Annotated in this window: 24 protein-coding genes and 1 riboswitch; of the genes, 14 read left to right on the plus strand and 10 right to left on the minus strand. The window is 37.5% G+C overall.

All coding sequences use genetic code 11. The features are described 5' to 3' along the window. Positions 1-4: 4 nt before the first annotated feature. Positions 5-1,285: a molybdopterin molybdotransferase MoeA gene (locus SPK86_RS00555; protein WP_330948452.1), complete on the minus strand. Its 1,281-nt coding sequence runs from the start codon at positions 1,283-1,285 to the stop codon at positions 5-7. A 146-nt stretch (positions 1,286-1,431) separates the two neighbouring features. On the opposite strand from SPK86_RS00555, the gene SPK86_RS00560 reads away from it, so the two are divergent. From SPK86_RS00560 to SPK86_RS00625, 14 genes are all read left to right on the plus strand, one after another. Then, positions 1,432-1,584 (plus strand): hypothetical protein, encoded by a 153-nt coding sequence (locus SPK86_RS00560; RefSeq protein ID WP_284139296.1) that lies wholly within the window; start codon positions 1,432-1,434, stop codon positions 1,582-1,584. 64 nt (positions 1,585-1,648) lie between these two features. Beyond that, positions 1,649-1,822 carry a hypothetical protein gene (locus SPK86_RS00565; RefSeq protein ID WP_284139297.1) on the plus strand — a complete coding sequence of 58 codons (174 nt, stop codon included), beginning with the start codon at positions 1,649-1,651 and terminating at the stop codon, positions 1,820-1,822. 149 nt (positions 1,823-1,971) lie between these two features. Continuing rightward, a complete protein-coding gene (locus SPK86_RS00570; RefSeq protein WP_284139298.1) occupies positions 1,972-2,178 on the plus strand; it encodes a DUF1657 domain-containing protein in 207 nt (68 codons plus the stop codon). Between the two features lie 61 nt (positions 2,179-2,239). Beyond that, positions 2,240-2,713: a YhcN/YlaJ family sporulation lipoprotein gene (locus SPK86_RS00575; RefSeq protein ID WP_330948453.1), complete on the plus strand. Its 474-nt coding sequence runs from the start codon at positions 2,240-2,242 to the stop codon at positions 2,711-2,713. A gap of 77 nt (positions 2,714-2,790) precedes the next feature. Beyond that, a complete protein-coding gene (spoVAC, locus tag SPK86_RS00580) occupies positions 2,791-3,270 on the plus strand; it encodes a stage V sporulation protein AC (RefSeq protein ID WP_284139300.1) in 480 nt (159 codons plus the stop codon). Further along, on the plus strand, positions 3,270-4,286 hold the full coding sequence (spoVAD, locus tag SPK86_RS00585; RefSeq protein ID WP_284139301.1) for a stage V sporulation protein AD: 1,017 nt from the start codon (positions 3,270-3,272) through the stop codon (positions 4,284-4,286). Before spoVAC ends, spoVAD begins: the two co-directional genes overlap by 1 nt. After that, the gene (spoVAE, locus tag SPK86_RS00590) at positions 4,283-4,633 is read left to right on the plus strand and encodes a stage V sporulation protein AE (RefSeq protein ID WP_284139302.1); all 351 of its coding nucleotides are present in this window, start codon (positions 4,283-4,285) and stop codon (positions 4,631-4,633) included. Before spoVAD ends, spoVAE begins: the two co-directional genes overlap by 4 nt. A 22-nt stretch (positions 4,634-4,655) precedes the next feature. After that, positions 4,656-4,859, plus strand: a complete 204-nt coding sequence (locus SPK86_RS00595; protein WP_284139303.1) for a DUF1657 domain-containing protein — start codon at positions 4,656-4,658, stop codon at positions 4,857-4,859. Positions 4,860-4,874: 15 nt separating this feature from the next. Then, positions 4,875-5,732, plus strand: a complete 858-nt coding sequence (locus tag SPK86_RS00600) for a DUF421 domain-containing protein (protein ID WP_284139304.1) — start codon at positions 4,875-4,877, stop codon at positions 5,730-5,732. A gap of 106 nt (positions 5,733-5,838) precedes the next feature. After that, positions 5,839-7,068: a dicarboxylate/amino acid:cation symporter gene (locus SPK86_RS00605; protein WP_284139305.1), complete on the plus strand. Its 1,230-nt coding sequence runs from the start codon at positions 5,839-5,841 to the stop codon at positions 7,066-7,068. A gap of 733 nt (positions 7,069-7,801) precedes the next feature. Continuing rightward, complete coding sequence (locus SPK86_RS00610; protein WP_284139306.1) at positions 7,802-9,313, plus strand: spore germination protein; 1,512 nt, start codon at positions 7,802-7,804, stop codon at positions 9,311-9,313. A gap of 8 nt (positions 9,314-9,321) precedes the next feature. Further along, entirely contained in the window at positions 9,322-10,422 is a 1,101-nt protein-coding gene (locus tag SPK86_RS00615; protein WP_330948454.1) for a GerAB/ArcD/ProY family transporter, read from the plus strand. Further along, the gene (locus SPK86_RS00620; protein ID WP_330948455.1) at positions 10,406-11,650 is read left to right on the plus strand and encodes a Ger(x)C family spore germination protein; all 1,245 of its coding nucleotides are present in this window, start codon (positions 10,406-10,408) and stop codon (positions 11,648-11,650) included. The genes SPK86_RS00615 and SPK86_RS00620 overlap by 17 nt, the downstream gene beginning before the upstream one ends. Continuing rightward, complete coding sequence (locus tag SPK86_RS00625) at positions 11,650-11,817, plus strand: hypothetical protein (RefSeq protein WP_284139309.1); 168 nt, start codon at positions 11,650-11,652, stop codon at positions 11,815-11,817. The genes SPK86_RS00620 and SPK86_RS00625 overlap by 1 nt, the downstream gene beginning before the upstream one ends. Positions 11,818-11,848: 31 nt before the next feature. On the opposite strand, the gene SPK86_RS00630 is transcribed toward SPK86_RS00625, so the two are convergent. The 9 genes from SPK86_RS00630 to SPK86_RS00670 all read right to left on the minus strand — a co-directional run bounded on the left by SPK86_RS00630 (position 11,849) and on the right by SPK86_RS00670 (position 21,821). Then, entirely contained in the window at positions 11,849-12,835 is a 987-nt protein-coding gene (locus SPK86_RS00630) for a zinc-binding dehydrogenase (RefSeq protein WP_330948456.1), read from the minus strand. Beyond that, complete coding sequence (locus SPK86_RS00635) at positions 12,832-13,773, minus strand: ArsA family ATPase (RefSeq protein WP_330948457.1); 942 nt, start codon at positions 13,771-13,773, stop codon at positions 12,832-12,834. Before SPK86_RS00635 ends, SPK86_RS00630 begins: the two co-directional genes overlap by 4 nt. Before the next feature lie 27 nt (positions 13,774-13,800). Continuing rightward, positions 13,801-14,058, minus strand: coding sequence for a cory-CC-star protein (locus SPK86_RS00640; protein ID WP_284139312.1), 258 nt, complete (start codon positions 14,056-14,058; stop codon positions 13,801-13,803). 252 nt (positions 14,059-14,310) lie between these two features. Next, entirely contained in the window at positions 14,311-16,044 is a 1,734-nt protein-coding gene (locus SPK86_RS00645; RefSeq protein WP_284139313.1) for a carbon starvation CstA family protein, read from the minus strand. A 314-nt stretch (positions 16,045-16,358) separates the two neighbouring features. Continuing rightward, positions 16,359-17,777, minus strand: coding sequence for a hypothetical protein (locus SPK86_RS00650; RefSeq protein WP_330948458.1), 1,419 nt, complete (start codon positions 17,775-17,777; stop codon positions 16,359-16,361). A gap of 86 nt (positions 17,778-17,863) precedes the next feature. Continuing rightward, positions 17,864-18,010, minus strand: coding sequence for a hypothetical protein (locus SPK86_RS00655; RefSeq protein ID WP_330948459.1), 147 nt, complete (start codon positions 18,008-18,010; stop codon positions 17,864-17,866). A 158-nt stretch (positions 18,011-18,168) separates the two neighbouring features. Continuing rightward, entirely contained in the window at positions 18,169-18,747 is a 579-nt protein-coding gene (thiT, locus tag SPK86_RS00660; RefSeq protein ID WP_330948460.1) for an energy-coupled thiamine transporter ThiT, read from the minus strand. Between the two features lie 121 nt (positions 18,748-18,868). Next, positions 18,869-18,969, minus strand: a riboswitch (TPP riboswitch). Between the two features lie 73 nt (positions 18,970-19,042). Next, on the minus strand, positions 19,043-20,833 hold the full coding sequence (locus SPK86_RS00665; RefSeq protein WP_284139317.1) for a M3 family oligoendopeptidase: 1,791 nt from the start codon (positions 20,831-20,833) through the stop codon (positions 19,043-19,045). Between the two features lie 121 nt (positions 20,834-20,954). Beyond that, positions 20,955-21,821, minus strand: a complete 867-nt coding sequence (locus SPK86_RS00670) for a VanW family protein (protein ID WP_284139318.1) — start codon at positions 21,819-21,821, stop codon at positions 20,955-20,957. Between the last annotated feature and the right edge of the window lie 262 nt (positions 21,822-22,083).

Genomic DNA, 22,083 nt, shown 5'->3' on the forward strand with positions numbered 1-22,083 from the left:
TTGATCACTCCTTTACGATTGGCAAAAATGCAGCTTGGCCCTCGTCATTTTCAAGTAGTAAGACATTAACCATATCTCCTGCCTTATACCCTCTTGTCCCACCAGGTAGAATCATTAAAGCATTAGCACTGGACAGCGAGGTAACCACATTAGACTTATCTACTCCTGCTAAATGCACTTTAAGCCGATCTTCCTCATAAGAAATATAGCTGCGAACAAATCTTGAAAATGGATTTGGCTTTGGAAAGTTATCCATCATCATAGCTTTTACACGTTTATGAAATGGTCGTTTGTTAAATAAGGCCGCTTGAATAATTGGGTGAACAAATAACTCAAAGCCTACATAGCATGCCGAAGGGTTTCCTGATAATCCGAACAACAGCTTATTTTCTTTTACAGCAACAGTTGTCACACTTCCTGGACGCATTGCTAATTTATTGAATAAAACCTCTGCTCCAAGCTTTTCATATATATCTGGTAATAAGTCCCAATCCCCTACCGATACCCCACCAGTTGTAATAAGGACATCTACTTGTTTTAGTGCCTCCGAAATCGTTTGATAACTCGTTTCGAGCTCATCCTTTAATTTACCAAAATAAATATAATCCGCACCTGCACGTGTCACTTGAGAAGCAATCATATGGGCATTGGAATTACGAATCTTTCCAGGCTCTAATGGTTCGTCAACATTAAGAAGCTCTGTTCCGGTTGCAATGATTCCTACTCGTGGTCTTTTGGCGACCGCCACTTTATCATATCCAAAAGTTGCTAATAAAGCTTTCACACCAGGATTAATTTTTTCACCAGCTTCTACTAAAACTTCTCCTTCTTTTACTTCTGATCCAAGTTCGATAATATTTTGACCTTTTTCCATTTTACGTTTTAAACGAATAATTGGTTTTTCTTCCGTTTCAACAGATTGACATACTTCAAACATTGCCACACAATCTGCCCCATCTGGAATTTGTGCACCAGTCATAATTCTGGTCGCTTGCCCTGCTTCTAACTTTTTCTTAGGCACTTGACCAGCACCGATATGCTCAATGACTTCAAATTGAACTGGATGATCTAAGGAAGCATCCAATGTATCAACTGAACGAAGTGCAAACCCATCATAAGGGGACTTGTTAAAGGATGGCACATCATTTCGTGCGATTAAAGGCTCAGCTAATCTTCTTCCATCACACGCTTCAATTGAGATAATTTCGGATTGCCCTGTAAACGTATGATTTATGACTAGCTCAACTGCTTTTTCCACTAAAATCGGTTTGCGTATCTCAATCATCAGATCACCTTATTTTCTATTTATTTCATCTAGCTCAAGTTTATCAGAGAACAGAAACAATTCATACTTTATTTCACAGGTTTAACAAGACTAAAAACGGGTAAAACCTACTATAATTCAATTCTAACGAATGAGGTGACAAAATTATGAACAATGATAAAAATGTCGAAGTAAGACATGAGGAGAAAAAATCGGAGCCAAGTTTAATCGGGGTAGCATTAATTAAGTACGCAACCTATTTAATTATCTTTTTTGGGATAATCTGGTTCGTTATTCGTTATATTTTTCCGTTATTTTAAATAAAAACGGGTACCCTATAAATGGAACATTGGATAAAAACAAATCCACTGTGGGGTGAATTTATTGGAGATACTTCTTATCATTATCATAATTCTTGTGCTACTTTTCGTCTTCATGGCTTATTTAAAGCATCGGTCACACGGGACTCATCTATCAAAAAAAGAAGCAGAGCAATTACATGAGGATTACTTAACGCACGGTACACAATCAAACGAAGATGATCCTAAAAATGTATAAACTGGATAACTCCCATTACATTTTTTCATCTTAATAAGATATTTTTTCTAAAACAGTACATACTACGTATGTGCTATTTTTTTCGGAAAAAATAGTACGTATAGATCGTTTCCATCTGTTAAACGATAAACAGTGAAAGGGGTCATTCCATGACAGTAGCAAGTCAGGTTAAACAAACGATTGCTGGATTAAAAAGTGCACAAGCAAGCTTTGAACAATTTGCTCTACAAACAGAAAATAAACAAGCAAAAAAACTATTCGAAAATGCTGCAATGCAAACGGAGACCATTCTTCAAAGTGTAGAGCCTCGTGTGCAACAACTTGAACAGGAAGAGCCTCAATATAAAGGATTTTAAATTGACAAAAGGGGCCTCCCCCCTTTTGTCTTCCTATACTACAACCTAAAGAGGGATTCACATGTTTAACTGGAAGAAAGCTTTGTATTTCATCCTCTTCATCCTTTTAACCTTCATATTTATTGGAGGATGTCAGAAAAATAATAGTCAGCAAGCTAATCCCGATTCTGTTCAATTTAGTAAGATTTCAACGCAAAACAATAAAACAGATCAGCAATTAGCAAATGAAGCAAAAGATTATTTAAGTAAAAAGAAAAATGTTTCTTCCGTATTTGCCGTTAATACATCAAAGAAATTACTAGTAGCCGTTGAGATCCCGCACAACATGCGTTTCCAATTGGCGACCATTCGAAAGCAGCTTACAAAGGACTTGAAAGAGAAATATGCAGATTATGATGTAGAATTATCGACCGATAAAAAAATAACAATTGAGCTAGAGAAGTTAGAACAGCAGCTATCCAATAAAAATATTTCTGAAAAGGATTTAAAGAAAAAGCTCAAACGACTCATCCAATTATCCAAGGAACAAACATAGATACCAAAATCATTACCAGTCCCGCTCATCACAATGATAGCGGGAACAATTTTCAATGGAAGAAAGAGTGACATTAAATGGCAGATAAAAAAAAGAAGAATCTCCCTCCGGCAGCACAAAAATATAAAGCATTCCAGCAAAAAAGAGAAACAAAGCGGCCTATTTTAAAAAACTGTGTAAAAGCATTTTTCGTTGGGGGCTTTATTTGTCTTATTGGTCAATTTATTTCTACCTTTTATATTTATTTTTTTGATTTTACGGAGCAGACGGTTGGCAATCCAACAACGGCGACTTTAATCTTTATTACGATGATCTTAACAGGCTTTGGAATCTATGATCGTATTGGACAATTTGCAGGAGCAGGATCAGCAGTACCGGTCACTGGTTTTGGTAACTCTGTCATTTCAGCTGCAATTGAACACCGCACAGAAGGCTTTGTATTAGGTGTAGGAGGAAATATGTTTAAACTTGCGGGATCCGTTATTTTATTTGGGGTTTTTTCAGCTTTTGTCGTTTCAATTATTAAAACCATTTTAATTCAATGGGGGGGATTATAATGCTTGTTGGACATCGAACCTGGATATTCAATCAAAAACCTGTCATCATTTCAACCGGCACTGTAGGCGGTCCCTTTGAAGCGAAAGGGAAAATCCCTGAGGCATTCCATATTTTGCATGATGACATGTGGTTAAAACAAGCATCATTTGAAAAAGCGCAGCAAATGATGATGGAAGAAGCATGCCAATATGCCATTAAAAATAGTCCTATACAAAAAGAACAAGTAACGTTCTTTATTAGTGGTGACTTAATCAACCAAATAACACCAACAAGCTTTGCAGCTAAAACAATCGGAGTCCCTTATTTCGGTTTATTTAATGCATGTGCTACGTCGATGGAAAGCTTAGCCTTATCTGCACTCATTTTAAACAGTAATGGCGCAGAATATATACTGAGTGGTTCTTCAAGTCATAATGCGGCAACAGAACGACAGTTTCGATATCCGACTGAATATGGTGGACAAAAACCTCCAACAGCGCAATGGACAGTTACTGGTGCCGGATGCTGTTTACTTGCAAAAAAAGGAACAGGTCCAATCGTTACTTCTGCAACAATTGGTAAAGTTGTTGATATGGGGATGACTGATCCGTTTAATATGGGGGGCGCAATGGCTCCAGCCGCAGTAGACACAATAATTGCGCATTTAAGAGAAAGGAATGTGGATATTTCTTATTATGATTTAATCATAACTGGTGATCTTGGTCATATAGGTAGAGAAGTTTCACTCGATCTTTTACATGACAATGGAATTGAAATCAAAGAAGATCAGTTTGTTGATTGTGGTCTTTCCATTTATCGCGAGGATCAGCCTGTGCTAGCGGGAGGAAGTGGATCAGCTTGTTCGGCTGTTGGAATTTACGGACATTTTATAAACTTATTAAAGAATGGCGAAGCAAAGCGAATCCTTGTAGTAGCAACTGGTGCTTTACATTCCCCATTAAGCGTGCAACAAAAGAGTTCTATTCCTTGTATTGCACACGCAGTATCTATAGAAGCTGGAAGTGATGCTTTATGATCTTTTTTTGGGCATTTGTAGTAGGTGGTATCATCTGTGTAATCGGTCAAATCATGTTTGATGTATTCAAGCTTACACCAGCACATACATTAAGTATTCTCGTCGTTGCTGGAGCAATATTGGATGGTTTCGGATTATACGAACCATTAATTGATTTTGCAGGAGCTGGTGCTACCGTTCCGATTACGAGCTTTGGAAATTCTCTTGTACATGGTGCCATGGCAGAAGCAGAGAAGCATGGGTTAATTGGAGTTGTAACGGGCATGTTTGAAGTGACAAGTTCAGGAATATCTGCTGCCATTATTTTTGGAATGATCGGTGCGTTATTATTTAAACCAAAGGGATAGCAATTAAAAAGGAGCAATTAATATGACTGTTGGATCAGATGTAAAAACTTGTTTTGCTAGTATAAAAAGCATTGAGGCAACATTAACTGGGCTTGCTGTACAAACAACGGAAAATGAAACACGGAAATTATTTGAATCGGTCAATCAGATTATTAAGGAGATTAAAGTTGATTTAGATAAGCAAGTAATAATGCTTTCAAACGAAGAACCGCAATATAAGCAGTAGAAAGGAGATAATATCATGCCTGAATGGACAACCATATTATTACGCTCTTTCTCTCTTGTTATCGTACTTTTTTTTATCACGAAATGGCTCGGAAAAAAACAAATTTCACAGCTTAGCATTTTTGAATATATTTCTGGAATTGTACTAGGAGGTATTGTTGCCATCCATTCTAGTACGACAGAATATCCGTTCATGTATGGATTGTTAGCAATGCTCGTTTGGTTTATTATTCCATTTATCGTAGAGCTTATCTCGTTAAAAAGTAAATCGTTCCGTAACTTCACCCAAGGAAAGAGTACTGTCGTCATACAAAATGGAAAAATAATGGAGGATAACCTAAAAAAAGAAGGCTACTCCTCTGATGACTTATTGGAAAATCTCCGAGAGAAAAATATATTTAAAGTAGCAGACGTTGAATTTGCAGTAATAGAGCCCTCGGGATCTATTAGTGTTTTACCAAAAAGAGAAAATCAACCTCTTACTGCGAAAGACATCGGTTTAAAGCTTGCTCCAACAAAAGAACCAGAAACCGTTATTATGGATGGAAAAGTACTGCTTGAACCACTCGCGAACCTTTCGCTAAATACGAATTGGCTCGAAACAGAGCTTGAAAAGCAAAATGTTAGCATTGAAAATGTTTTTTTAGGCCAAGTTGATAGTAATGGACAATTAACCATTGACTTATATGATGACAAAATTACAGTTCCAGTTCCTACACAAAAACCGTTATTATTAGCGACGATGAAAAAGGTACAAGCTGATTTAGAGCTTTTTGCATTACAAACAAACAATTCACAATCCAAAGAAATGTATCAAAGAAACAGTAAAAAAATGCAAACGGCCATTGAGCGCATTCAGCCCTTTTTAAAGTAATACTAGCTTGACAAACTACCTTTACAGGTAATCAACCTTTCTTGTCCCAGCAAATTCGTGTAAAATAGAGCCATTGAGCTTATTACTACGAAAAGGGAGAATGAAGATGAAAGCAAAGCTAAAAGCTTATCGGTTTCCAATAATTTTATTATTATCTATAATTATTGGCTCCATTATTGGATTAATATTTGGAGAAAAAGCAGAAATCATTAAACCATTAGGTAGTTTATTTATTAATTTATTATTTATGGTTGTAATACCACTTGTATTTTTTTCTATCTCATCCGCGATCGCAAACATGGACAGTATGAAAAGACTTGGCAAAATTCTTGGCACGATGATGTTCGTGTTTATAATTACAGGGATCATCGCCGCTGTTGTTATGCTGTTTGCAACCGTGCTGTTTCCACCTGGTACGAATGCAGACATTCCACTAGAAACGCCTGAAAACATAGAAGAAGTTACGCTAGCAGACCAATTGGTCAATACATTTACAGTTCCTGATTTTATTGATTTGTTCTCGCGGAAAAATATGCTCGCACTCATTATTTTTTCTGTATTAGTTGGTGCTGCTGCTGGACTATCAGGTGAAAAAGGACGCCCATTTTCGAAGTTTCTAACGAGCGGCTCAGAGGTGTTTATGAAGCTTGTTCAACTTGTTATGTATGTTGCACCAATTGGACTCGGGGCTTATTTTGCTTCCTTAATCGGTCAATTTGGAGCAGATTTAATTGGCGATTATGCGAAAGCAGTCATAATTTATTATCCGGTTTCGATTTTATATTTTGCAATCGGATTTACACTCTATGCTTTTCTAGCTGGAGGGAAAAAAGGAGTCACACGTTTTTGGAAGAATATTCTTTCTCCAGCAGTGACCTCCTTGGGAACAGGAAGTAGTATTGCTTCCCTACCTGTGAACCTGCAAGCAGCGAAAAACATCGGTGTACCAAAAGACATTCGCGAAACAGTGCTTCCTTTAGGAGCTACCATGCATATGGACGGTTCATGCTTATCTGCAATGCTAAAAATCGCCTTCGTTTTTGGTGTGTTTAACATGGATTTTACAGGTTTTGATACGTTTATTACGGCAATTGGAATTTGCTTATTATCTGGTATTGTAATGAGTGGTATTCCTGGTGGAGGTTTTATGGGAGAAATGATGATTGTAACCCTTTACGGACTCCCAATTACCGCATTACCAATCATATCTGCAATCGGGGTTGTCGTTGATCCTCCAGCAACGATGGTGAATGTTACAGGGGATACTGTTTCAAGTATGCTCGTAGCAAGACGACTTGAGGGTAAAGATTGGATGGAGAAAGCAGAAATTGCATAGCATGATCTAAGCTTGAGATGGCTCTTATTGGGCCATCTTTTTTTGTTGTTTAACAATGATGAAAATCGTTCGTTGTGTATAACCTTTTATAGAAAGAAAGCCCCTCATCTAGCACTATGCGCCAAAACGGGAAATAAGCTTACTTCCGCAGGATGCTCGCATATTTTCTCTGCTAAAAATCTTTTATAATAAAACTTTTCTAATCTCTGTCGCACCAGTATTTTCTTCTATAATTAAAGAAAAAACTTACTGAAATCAGTTTAATCAACCTAAAATGATATTTGAATTTTGGAGTTTATCAAAAACAGAATAACCTATTTAAATTTATTACCATCGTATTGAGGCAATTGAATTACAACTTATACCGATGCAAACTTAAAAACTGCTCCACCACCATTAGCGGAAGAAACCAACGAAGACTCCTGCAGGAATAGCAACAACCGAAAATCATTATTGCGACACGTTAGTGGAACAATAAGAGTTAGTAGGAAGGCAAGCTAAATGAGACCTTTGCGGGCAACGCTTGCACACCACTTACCATGGAGCCCGCGGAAAGCGTCTACCTGAAGTGGAAATCAAAGGAGCTAGAACTCAAACCAAAAGGTATAGTCGAAACCATTTACGACTATGCCGGTTCCATCCCCTCTCAGATTTAAATTTCCCATCTTACCGTACATATTATTGGAATTTGGTGGCACGATAATAAAAAATAAACTAATTTGGAGTTGTTTTCATGCGGAGAAAATATATGCGAAGTAAAGCAAAAAGAGAACAATCGACTCCTGATATCGGATCATCTATCAAGGAAACAACAATTGAAAAAAATCTCAACAAAACGGTGCAAATTTTCCAATCCCTTTACTCGTTTCCAAAAAACAAAGATGTAACGATTCGACATTTTCATATTCCAGCGCTGCAAAAGGACGCAGCATTACTTCACATAAGTACAATAACAAGTGCAGAGACTATTGACACAGATATTCTTAAACCTTTAATGACGATAAATGAAGCCGCGCAACAAATCGATGATTTAATTACGGTGCCATCGACGTCCAAAGAAAACAAAGTAAAAACCATTTGTAAAAAAATTAATGAAGGTAGTGCTGCCATATTTATCGACGGTGAAGAAGAAGCTATTTTAATAAATGTAGCAAAATTTGAAGGACGTAGCGTAGAACAGCCCCAAAACGAAAACGTCGTGAAAGGGCCAAAAGAAGCCTTTAATGAGTTAGCACAAACAAATATTTCGCTCGTTCGCAAAAAAATTAAAAGTGAATCCCTTGTCGCAGAATCATTTACCATCTCGAAGCGCTCTAAAAATGAGCTATATGTTCTTTATATAAGTGATCTTGTGGATGATAAACTACTAGCTAATGTCAAAAAAAGAGTGCAATCGCTTAATACCGATTCTATTCAAAACCTTGGTATTTTAGAGCAATATATTGAGGAAAGAAGATATTCGATATTTCCATCTACGTTGTACACAGAACGACCAGACCGAGCGGCATCTTTTTTAGAGGATGGATACATTGTCTTAGTCATGGATAACGACCCTGCATGTCTGGTTCTTCCAGCAACGTTTTGGTCTTTTTTTCATTCATCTGAAGACCACTATTTGCGTTTTATGTATGGTAATTTTATCCGATTATTACGTTTGATCGCTTTATTTATTTCTGTATTTATTTCAGCAATTTATGTAGCAATCACAAATTTTCATTCTGAAATGATTCCAGGAGATCTTCTACTTGCCATTATTGCTACACGCGATAAGGTTCCTTTTCCCGGTTTAGTTGAAGTGCTACTAATGGAATTATCCTTTGAATTGATTCGTGAAGCCGGACTCCGTGTGCCAACTCCAATCGGACCAACCATTGGAATTGTAGGAGCATTAATTTTAGGGCAAGCTGCGGTACAAGCAAATATCGTTAGCCCTATTGTAGTTATCGCAGTAGCTTTAAGCGGTTTGAGTTCCTTTGCAATTGGGGATTTAAGTATGAATTTCGCCATTCGATTAATGAAGTTTCTTTTTATTTTTGCAGCAGGTCTAGTTGGTATTTTCGGTATAACAGCTTTGTTTACTGTTGGCTTTTTTTACCTTGTATCAATTAAGTCGTTTGGGGTGCCTTATTTTTCCCCGCTTGCACCATCATATCAATCTTCTGGAGATACGATTTTTCGAAGAACATTACAAAACGAACTATTTCGACCTGGTTATGTTAAACCAAAAGATATAACAAAAAGATAGGTGAGCACATGGGGCAGCATGAGAATAGAGTTGGAACAAAAGAATTAGTTGCCATCAACTTCATCATGATGGGAGTAAAGGTAGGAGATGATACGCCACCTATTTTATACGATGTTTTAAAAAACGCTGCCTGGATGGGTCCAATAATTATTGCCTTGCTAACGGCAGTCATTCTATTCGTTTTATTTAAGGTCGCTTCTGCCTATAAACAAAAAGGGTTAATCGATATCGTTTTTCATCTATTTGGAAAATACCTTGGTTGGATTATTCTGTTCGTATTATGGCTTGGTATATCTGCTGCAACCATCATTGATTCCTCAATTTATTCTGACATCATTGTCACCATGTATTTTCCAAAAACACCGACGATTATTATTTATTTACTATTAATGGCAGCTTGCACATATGGCGCAAAAAAAGGATTCGGACAGATTGGTTCTGTTTCATGGGCAGTATTCCCATATATTACGGCTTCTTTGATCATTGCACTTGTAATTTCACTTCGTAATGGAACAACCGCTTTCTTTTTCCCATTCTTCGGTCCAGGAGAAATGGAGGTTATTAAAGAAAGTATAATAAAAACATCAATCCTTTCTGATTACTTATTTTTATTTGTTTTTATTCCTTTTATGAAGGATTTGAAATCCTTTAAAAAAGCATCCTGGATTGGTCTTATTCTTATTACTCTTATATTAATTGGTGGCATCATGAGCTTTCTACTCATCTTTGATTACAGATCCGTTCAAATGCTGGACTATCCATTTCATGAAGTAATTCGCTATATCCAGCTTGGATTTTTAACGAATGTAGAAACACTCTTTTTCCCTTTCTGGCTTATTTCTTCTCTTGTTCGCTTTACCGTTTACCTCTATATTAGCGCAGTTATTATGGGGCGGTTATTTAAAATTAATAATTTCGAATATGCCATTCCAGCTTTAGCTACTGTGTTCGTCTTTATTGGATATATACCAGAAAGTCCAGATTATTTAATTTTTCATCTTCGAGAAAATTTATTAAATATACTCACTCCAATCTTTATTTTTCTTCCCTTTATCCTATGGGCTGTAGCTAAGCTAAAAGGAGATTTGCGTCGTGAAAAGACTAACTAGAGTTATTGTATTTTTATTATGTATCGTTCTTCTTGCAGGATGCTGGGATCAAAAGCAAGTTGAAAAACGCGCGTATGTCTTCGCAATTGGGCTTGATAAAGGAGAAGAAAATGATCCAATAGAAGTCACATATATTATCGTTAATCCAGATTACGGCTCTCAGCAGCAAGGAGGCGGTGCCAATGAACCTGCCTTTGAAACAATTACCTTCCCGGCAAATGATATTATCTCAGCCAAGGATACAGCAAACGTCATTGTTGCAAAAGAAATAACCTACGATATAGCTCGGCTCGTCAGTGTTTCGGAAGATTTTGCAAAGGAACCAGATTTTATTAGATGGATGTATGATTTAACAAAGGATCCGGAAATAAGAAGAGATCTTCAACTATTAGTTACGAAGGAAAAGACGAGTGACTTTTTAAAAAATAATAAACCTGTTCTCGAAACGAGGCCACATGAATATTATAAGCAAGCGTTAGAGCGTGGAAAAGAAACATCGATGATCCCCTTTTCCGACCTATTAACATTTTTCCGAATTACAGAAACCGGAGAGGATCTATATCTCAGCATGTATGGCACCCTTGAGAAAACACCAACTACAAATGAAAGTACGGACAATTTTAAAGCTGGGGAGTTAAAAGCAAGTGGAATATCAGGACAAGCACAATTTGCGGGTTCAGCTGTCTTCATGCAAGGAAAGATGATTGGAACACTGACAGCGGAAGAAACACGCCTCGCTTATTTATTGAACAATACACTGAATCCTCAGGGTATGGTTATGACATTTCAAGATCCAAAACACGAAAAATATAAAGTTGCTGGTAGAGTTTCCTTAGACTCCCCTGCGAAGGTCAAACTATCTATTCGTGATAATAAGTCCCCTAAAATCAATGTTCATATTCCTTTAAACATTAAAATTTTTACGAATCATAGTATGGTTAACTATACAAAGGACTACAGTAAAAAAGAAATACTTAAAAAATCGATTGAAAAAGAATTAGAACAAAAAATGAATACATTGGTAGAAAAAACAAAACAAGAATATAAAGCCCAGCCATTTGGTTGGTCATTAACCGCCAGAAAAAAATTCTCTACAATTCCTGAATTTAAAAGCTATAATTGGCTCAAAAAGTACCCTGATGCAGAGGTCTCGATTTCCGTTAATGTTCGTTTAGGACAATTTGGCAGACAAAGTGAAGTTCCAAAAATGAAGGAGCTGAGAAAGTAATGTCCTTGATAATATGGCTTGTTATGATTGGCGTCTTTCTTTATTCCTTTGGATTCGCAATTACATTATGGAAAAGAAAGAACAAGGCCGGTGTATTCATCATGCTAATCTTAGCCTTTGCCGTCCTTATTCTTCCCTTCTTCTCTGTTTTCAGAGATAAATGGTGAGATCAATTAAATAACCCGTACGGAAGTTTCCTTATACTGATGTAACAGTTAATGCAAGCTTTCCAAACTGCTTTCCATCCTTTAAATAATTCCAAGCATCTGCAGCATCCTTTAATGGAAAGGTATGATCAACAACAGGATGTATGTGATATTTACTAACAAGGGAGAGGAATGCTTGAAGCTCCTCTCTACTCCCCATTGTTGTACCATGTAATTCATATTGTCCATAAAAAAATGTTCTTAAATCAAATGTTACTTCATCTCCTGTGGAAGAACCAAAAACAACCATTCTACCACCCTTTCGAAGAACCTCCAATGAACGTCTAAATGTAGCATTTCCCACACTATCGATTACAAGATCGATTTTTTCATTTTTTAATATAGCAGGCCAATCACTCGCTGTTTTTATAACGACATCTGCACCAAGTTTTTTTGCTTTGTCCAGCTTAGCTTTACTTCGTGACGTTACAATTACCCGTGCTCCGATACATTTAGCAAGTAGAATTAATATGGTTGCAACTCCACTTCCTGCCCCCGGAATAAATACCGTTTCTCCACTTTTTAATTTACCTTTTGTAAACATTGCTCGGTACCCCGTCAAGCCTGAAAGCGCCAATACTCCTGCTTCTTCCCAAGAAAGATGCTTTGGTTTAGCCTCAACCTGATCTGCTGATAATACAATTTTTTCGGCAAATGTACCATTGTCAGGCATTCCTAATATATCAAATTCTTTCGGAGGAAAATCACTTTGTTGAAACCATCTAAGCGAAGGGTTAATAATTACTTCATCCCCGCATTTAACATGTTGAACCCCTTCTCCTACCGTTTCAATCATTCCGGCTCCATCTGATCCAATGATTAGTGGAGAGTGATCCTTTGATAAGCGATCTGGAATAAACAAATCACGATGATTTAACCCCGCTGTTTTTATGGAAACTATTACTTCACCTTTACTAGGAACAGGATCTTCCATCTCTTTCAATTTGAACGTACCTTGATCAATTACAAATGCTTTCATTGCTTCGCCTCTCCTTCCAAATATGAACTAAAAATCTCCAAATCACTAATAAAACTTATATCTTTAGAAAATAACGGCACCTCACATAAGTGTTTACGTGGAAATAATTCGCGAATTTGTTGCAAATAGAACCGTTCAAGCTTGCGTCGCATTTCTATATATTCCCCACTTGCATCATTTGGTAACACTTTATTTATTATTAAGGATTTCACAAAAAGCTGATAATTATCAAGTAAATTGATTGCTTTCTTCGTTTCTAAAATAGGAAGGCGTTCCGGATTTAATACAAATATAAAGCCAGTTTGATCATTATCAAGCAATATTGTCCGTGCATGAGCAAATTTTTCCTGCCGTTTTTTTAATACTTGATAGATTGGATCATCTACTCTTTCTCCATCATGCAAAAGCTTACTGTAATGCTCATTCGTCTTCTTTCTTTTTTGAAGCATGCTTTCGACCCAAACTCCCATCAATTCTGGAAGAGAAAGCAATCGAATCGTATGACCTGTTGGTGCCGTATCAAATATGATCGCATCATATTGCTTGCGTTCTTCAACAACTATGTCAATTACTTTATTAAACATTGCTGCTTCATCTGCACCTGGAGAAACACGTGCTGTATCTAGTAATCGGTTCACTTCATCCAGCCAGCCTGAATGAATAACATGCTTCATATTTTCTTTTACTTCTGAAATATATATCTCGGTTTCAAACTGAGGATCAATTTCTAATACGGTAAGTGATGGTGAAATCCTTGTTCCTTTCCTATCAATAGGAGAATCGAATAAATCTCCTAAGTTATGTGCTGGATCTGTAGAAACAAGTAAGGTTTTTTTTCCAAGCATTGCTTGTTTCCAGGCAATAGCTGTTGCTGATGTTGATTTACCAACACCACCTTTGCCACCAATGAACAAGATTTGCTTATTCCATTCCTCCATTTAATTCTTCCTCCTTTCTGGCCCCTATTAACAGCATCTAATTCCCGATAAAGGAGACTTATCCATTCCCATACGTAGATGCCAATCATGAAAGTCTTCGATTATGTATGGATAGAGCTCTAATGTAAAGTAATAGGCCGGATTAGGTACACCTAGCAACTCAGAATAGAGGAGTAGAAAGAACAAATCATCCTCTCCTCGTAGTTCGCGAGCAATTTCTGTACGATGTGGCATTGACAATACTTCTTCATACCAACGAATTAATTGTTTAGCTTGTTTGATCATCCAATATCACCCCTATGCAAAGTTAGTAAAAACAATTAGATTAAGGTATACCTTTTGCCTGTAGATAGACCTTACGCTCGAATATCAAATCGCTCTGAAAAATACGATAGCCCGTAATCCAGTATGGAGTAGCTTAATTACTACTTCTTTGAAGGCGATCGTATTGTCCAGAGCGCGTATTTACCTGTATAACTTTTACTTTACGTAAAACGTTTAAATGCTAGCCGCATTGATTTATTCATCCACACGTATTTATTCTCTAGGGGAACCCGAACGATGTTCATTACTTAATACGGAAAAAGCCGTCAATGTTATCCAGATAGCAAACACGAAAATAATTGCTCCAAATATAAACAATAAGCTATTGGAGCTGGAACCAAACCATGACCATTCAAAAAAGACTTGCTGGAACATCGCATACAATGTCATGAACATTAGGAAAACCATTGGAATAAGAACAATTGCATAATTCCTACCAAGACGTTTTAACCAAATTGCAATTAACAAAAGACTTATCCCTGCTAATAGTTGATTGGATGTTCCAAACAAGGGCCATAGCAAATATCCGCCAGACCCAAAGCCTTTAGGTCCTTCAGGTAACAAAACAAGGGCTGCACTAGCAACAACAGCAATACTTGTAGCTACATGCTTTTTGGATAAGGTTGAGAAATTGTACGTAATTCCTAATTCCGCGATAATATAACGCATTAGACGAACTGAAGTATCTAGCGTCGTTGCTGCAAAGCTCACAACAATAATAGAAACAATGGTAGTGGCAATCGGAACTGGAATCATTAATCCAGTTGCTAGCTTACTAGCTCCCTCAACAAATACATTTAACCCAGCACCATTTGCAGCCGTATAGCTGTGGTATGTTGCTAAAAATTCATCTGCACTCGGGAAAAATGTAACCACCGCAAGAATAGCTATTAACGCTAATGATCCTTCACCTACCGCACCTAAATAGCCGACAAACCGTGCATCCGTTTCTTTATTTAATTGTTTAGAAGACGTTCCAGAGGAAACTAATCCATGAAAACCAGAAATGGCTCCACATGCAATAGTAATAAACAATAAAGGAAACCAGGATACATCTGTTCCTGTATTTGTAAGCGGAGCCGTTATCGTTGGATTCGTAAATAAGAGCCCTAAATATAATATCGCCAGTCCAACAATTAACTGATGCGAATTAATAAAGTCACGTGGCTGCAATAGCTTCCATACCGGGAGTGTTGAAGCAATATAAACATAGATCATCAAGATGATAATCCAAATGAAAAAAGCAGACGATACAGCCCCTAATCCAAATAAACCTGCCCCATTCTCTCCACCCATGTATTGTACAAGATCAATTTGTAAAAAATCAATTTTACTAGCAAAGATAGCTACTACATACATTAAAACCAAGGCAATTAACGAAGGGCCAAGCATGCGTTTCTTACGTTTATATACCGCATGCCCAATCCAAATAGCCAATGGAATTTGAATAAATACTGGTAATACACTTGCCGGGAAAGATATAAACAAATTGGCAATGACCCAGGCAAATACTGCATTTACCATTAGTACAAGAATTAATATAATGCATAGAAACAATATTTTCGCACGCTGTCCGATCAATTTGTTTGCAAGCGTTCCAACAGACTGTCCTTTATTTCTGACAGATAAAACTAATGTTCCAAAATCATGAACACCCGCAGCAAAAACGGTTCCTAAAATAACCCATAGAAATGCTGGTAGCCATCCCCAATAAACCGCAATGGCTGGTCCTACGATTGGTGCAGCGCCTGCAACTGATGTAAAGTGATGGCCCCATAAGACATATTTGCTTGTCGGAACAAAATCGACACCGTCCTTGAAGCGATGCGCAGGTGTGACATAATTTGGATCTAGTCGAAATATTTTCTCTGCAACAAATTTCGAATAGTATCGATAGCCTAATGCAAACACGACCATTCCAATGAATGCAATGAACATGCCATTCATTTGTATACCTCCCATTCTCATTAAATTAATATAGCGTATGTCCACATTCATTTGTTTAGTACAACCCATCTCTCAATTTCTCTGAAATCTCCTAACTGTAAAAAAGGAATCCCAGGGAAGGTGCGAATGAACCGACGAGTACTGAAGCTAGACGTAACTATTGTTCTATAAAACGTTATCCACAACGAACGATTTTAATAATTTTCTAAACATAAAAAAGCTGTCCGTAAATGAACAGCTCCTTCATTCCTTCCATATATGTTGCTTGATGCAGACCATTCTCGTCTATCTCTCCTTAATATTAAAAACTCGGATTAAAATAAATACACAGCAATAACCGTAGCAATAAATAGTCCTAGCACGACGGGTAAAAAATTCTTACGGACTAATTCCATTACGGATACGCCACAAAAACCCGCAATAGCTATTAACGATGACCAAGCGACGAGCGTTCCTCCACCTGCCCAAATAGCTCCCATTTGTCCAATTGCAGCAAGTGTTTCGGAACTAATCGTACTTGTTCCCATTGTGGCAGCCAGCGCTCCTGTTAATGGCAATCCGGAAAAACCTGATCCATCCAGTCCTGTTATCATACCAACCAATAAGACACTAAACCCTACAAATAAAGCGTCCTGTGGTAAAAATCCTTGCATCGATTGAATTAAGTCAAACAAAAGAGCTGGTCCCTCATCAACACCAAGGATACGACCAGAAAAATCTGGACTTCCTAGAAAAAAGAATCCAGCAATTGGAATGACTGGACCCATTGCCTTAAACGCAAATACAAAACCATCGGTAATATGATTGCTAATATAGTCTAGAGCATGTTGCTTTCCAAACGCAATCGTAGCAAGTAACAATAAGATTACTGCTACACCGCCAATAAATGCTGCTCCATCTCCTCCTTCTAGTCCACCCATTCTTCCAGAAACTAATTTTGTATACATCATATAAGCAACAACTGCAACTAATGCTAATGGGACAAAGATGGCGAACACTTTACTCCATACTGTTAGATGAGTTGCATTCGTCTTATTCACCGTACGTTCCGCTGTTCGCAACGACTGAAGCTCAACTTCATTCATTTTATCTCCCTTTAAACGAATGGCTTTTCGATGGATTAAATACGCGCACATAATGGCTACACATCCAACAATTAATGATAATATAAATGCTTGATCAGCAACCGTACTTACCTCCAACCCACCAGCCTTAGCTGATAAACTAGGTGCAACTTGAACCACATAATCAGAAGAAAGCGCCATTCCTTGCCCTGCAAGCGCAATTGCTACCGCAGCACTTATCGCCGGTAAACCAGCTCGCACAGCCGCTGGAACAAGAAGCGCACAAATAAGTGGAACAGCTGGTGTTGGCCAGAAAAACAGCGAAATAATATACGTAATGATAACAAGGATAAAAAACGCAAGATGCCCATTCACCATCATTTTTTGTATCGGAAGAATCATTCGTTGATCTGCTCCTAAATCATTTAAAGAATGGAGTAAGGCAATCATGAAGGTGATTATCAGAAAAATATTAAACAATTCTTGTGCAGCTACAAGATTTGCATTGAATATGGCAGTAAACCCATCTAAAAGACTTCCTTTATACACTAATGCAATGAGAAAAGTACCAAATAGCGTTGGAAGCACCACTCCTTTTCGAAACATCATTGTGATGATAATGAGCAATGTAAAAATACCGTATAGCCAATGGGATAATGTTAATTCCAACTGAATCTCCCTTTCCAAAAGTACTATACAATAGCCTATGCTCGCTTAATTAGAGCGGTGCTTAGAAATATGTCCATTACAAATTTTTAAAATTGTTGATCCTCTTCTAACTTTGTTTCACCTATACAGCTCGCACATAATAATACGCCATCTACATGCAAGCCATTGAAAAATCCATCCTCACAATACACCTCTACTCCACAACAGCTGCAATACCCAACAAATTCACGCATTAAATCGCTCCTCATTCTATAACATTCGATCTATCATTATATTTACTTGCGACAATTCTGTTGAAGAACAAGAAGGGAGAAAAATTCACTCCATTATGGAAAAAGGGTAATTCCGTATTATTGGAATTACCCTCCTTCGAGCGGATTCTATTCTTCTATTACGCAGCAGCCGTTAACAAAGTTCGCGGCTGTTTATTAAATAGCCAATAAATAACAAATGTACATATGACAAAAGACGGAAGCATGTACGAGCCATTATAAAGTAAGGAATATAACCATGCTGGCTGTCCCTCAGGTGCAAACTCAGCAAAGAAAATAAATCCTGCGAAAAAATGAGCTAGAAAACGAAGTGACGTTCCGATAAATACACCTGACATAATATAAATAAAACTCTTTTTGCGCTGTCCATCCTTGATCGTACGATGCACAGACCTTGCAAATATCCCTGCTAATCCAAGCGCTGTAAAAGCAAATCCGTACTCAATTACAGCTTGCCAAAAATAGTAAATGGCTGCTTCGCCAACGGCAATTTGCAGTATCCCCCACAAAAATCCTGAAAGCAAACCGCCTTTTAATCCCCAGCGAAATGCGACGATAAATACCGGAATCATTGCAAATGATACAGAGCCACCCTGTGGCCAAATTTTAAACGAGAGAAATGGAATTAAATCCAATACAAGTGCCAATGAGGTAAAAATGGAAACTTCGATCAAAAACAGTAAACTTTTAGATTGCATACGAAAAAATACCTCCCCTAATGCTAGTGACTATAACAAGCATGTGATATTTACCAACACAAAAAAAGTAATGCCAAGGGGAAGCTTCCTGATGGGGAATCCGCTCACAGCATTACTTTTCCATCAAAAAAGCCACCATCCCTACGCTAGTACTAACTAACAGGTTCAAAGGGTCTGAACATCTTGTTCACTCTCAGCCAAATGGCTCCCCCTGTAGGCTTCTTTCTATACTTTTTTTGTTACATGTATTGTAGCTCATTCTAAAATCGATTGCAAGATTTAGAATATAATAATACTAATAAGCGATAAATTCCTCTACATCTTTCACACATAAATGGATCGCGCGTTGCCAAAAATCAGGCTTCGTCAAATCAACTTTAAGATGCTTCGCTGCCAAGTCTTCTACGCTCATCCGTCCTGTATCTTGTAATAAAGCAATGTAGTCGTCTTCAAAGCTGCCACCTTTTTCAAGCGCATAGGCATAGATTCCTAAGCTAAATAAATATCCAAATGTATACGGGAAATTATAAAACGGAACACCAGTGATATGAAAATGAAGCTTAGAAGCCCAAAAATTAGGATCATATTCCTCAAGACTATTATGGTAGGCTTCTTTTTGCGCTTCGAGCATTAACTCATTTAAGCGTTGGACAGAAACCATGCCCTGCTTACGTTCTTCATAAAAACGTTGCTCAAATAAAAATCGTGCGTGAATGTTCATAAAAAAAGCAATACTTCGTTGAATTTTATCTTCTAATAGCGCCAATTTTTCCTCACGTGTTTTCGCTTGTTTCACAGATGCATCTGCTACAATCATCTCTGCAAACGTAGACGCTGTTTCTGCAACATTCATCGCATACTTTTGATTCAAACCATGCATTTCATTCATCACATGTTGATGATATGCATGACCAAGCTCGTGTGCTAACGTTGCAATATTTGAAGAAGTACCGGAATATGTCATGAAAATTCTCGTTTGCTTACTATCTGGAAAGCTCGTGCAAAAACCACCAGGGCGTTTTCCAGGTCGATCCTCCGCTTCAATCCATCGCTTTTGAAAAGCCATTTGAGCAAAATCAGCCATTTTAGGACTAAACTTTTGGAAATGCTTGGTGATAAATTGCGCTCCTTCAGTAAAGCTATAGCGCTTCACACTATTTGATATTGGCGCACCGATATCATACATGCTTAGCTTATCTAGACCAAGCAATGCGGCTTTTTTGTCTAGAAAAGCTTTAAAATGTGGTTTCGCCTCCCTAATTGCATCCCACATCGCATCCAATGTAGCCTTTTCCATTCGATTAATGGACAAAGGTTCTTGGAGAACGCTTTCCCAACCACGATGTTTGTACGTTTGTAAACGAAACCCTGCTAAATGGTTTAATGATTGGCTAAATAACGGCGCATTTTCCTCCCACGCTTTTCCGATTTGATTAAAGACATATCTGCGTACCCCACGATCCGGATGGCTTAGCTTATTTGCCGCTTGACTAACAGAAAATTTTTTATCCTCTCCGTTCTCTTGCAGGTTCACATGCATCTTTCCAACGATCGTATTATACATTTCCCCCCAAGCATGATAACCATCAATAGCTAAATCGCCAATCAGCACCTCCATATTACCTGGAAGATGCTGCTTCGCTTTTTCACGCATTTCATTTAAGCTAAAAGAAACGTCCTCTAAAGAGGGATGTAACTCGATTTTTTCCCATTCTTGCTCCTCTATCGTTACAAGCTTCTGCTTTAAAACCGTTTGAATGGCTCCCATTCTGGCATTTAATTCTGTCCGCTTTCCTACAAGAAGATTCGCCTTTTCGTCATGAACATTTTGTGCACTCAAGCAGCTAACAAACGCAGATACTTCACGTAGCTGTTTCATCACTTTTTCAAGAGCACTAACGATTTTAACTAATCCCTCGATCGCCTGTTCTTTATCCTTCCATTGAAATTGGTCGACCATCGTTTCAAGTGTTGTCATCGCTCGTTGTAATTTTGTTACATAAACTTGAAATTCAGTTGAGTCACTTCCCCCCGAAAAAATGACCTCTAAATCCCATGTTGGTTCATACTCAACCTTTTGTTGCATCCAATCTCTCCTTTGAATAGAAATGAAATGTATGTATATTCCTATTATACTGAAATAACAAACATTTTCTATACATAAGTTTGCATAAGATCGAGAAATGCAATTGATAAGTCTGTTGAGTCTAATTTCTTGCTTTTACATGTTCAGATGAAAAAATATGTATTTCCATCTTCCCATTTTTTGCTTGTGCTCGAATTAATATTGGTTGATTGAAATTATTTTTAAATGAAAAGTCAGGCCCCCACCAGCTCACTGTTGCATCTTTTCCGGGTGGAACATAAGGTACTTCTCTGCTATGCGAATACCGCTCGATAATTTCTATCCCTCTTAAATTAACCGCATTAAACAGTGTCGACGAAACTTGGCATATTCCGCCTCCTATATCCTCAGCTAATTCTCCTCTTACAATAACAGGTGCTCGCTCATAGCCCCGCTTCTCTGTACGTTTCCCCACCACTTTATTAAAAGAAAACGTTTCTCCAGGAAATACAACATGATTATTAATTGCTTTTGCTGCAAGCCATATGTTATGAGAGCGTTCCTCATTTTCTTGTCGAAAAAAAGTCTTGAAGCTGCCAATTTTTTTCGCACTAATCTCTGCTAAAAGCTCCCCATCGACTTTCGGATAGATAAGTGTTTTTGGAATAGAATATTGCTTTGACTGACCACTATAAAAAAAGGAATAAAAATATTCCATCGTCTTTGTGCGATTCAATTTCCATCCGGGCTTTCCAGCGATTATCTCCCCGCCCAATCCAATTTGGGCATTTTCGGGAGATGTATAAACTTGTTCTTCTAATTTATCTAACAGAAGTGTTAGTTTCTGATAATCCACTACGTATGGTTCAACAGCATCCAATGAGAAATGGCTTCTAATGAGGGTTTCACTCACGTTTTCTTCTTTTAGAATGAGTCTTAAAGCTGAAGTATGAAGGGGCAGTATAATACAAATGGCCAAACACACTATCGTGGCGATTATTTTTTTCATAATACGACCTCCTCCAAAATAGTATGAAACTAAATTTAATTTTCATGTATAAGTAAGAACAAAGAATGGAAAAAAGCCATATTAAAAGAGCTACCACGAAAATCATTGTTCATGACTTTTGTGATAGCTCCATCATTATATTATCTAAAGTCTCTATTGTCCTCTATTTTTCTGCTAGCAAACATATAGCCAACAATAGAAGCTAGTCCTAAAATAAAATAAAATGAACTTCGTTTCATTCTTTATTCCTCCTTTAATTTTG

The organism is Virgibacillus sp. MG-45, from assembly GCF_036409425.1.
Lineage (GTDB): Bacteria > Bacillota > Bacilli > Bacillales > Amphibacillaceae > LDC-1.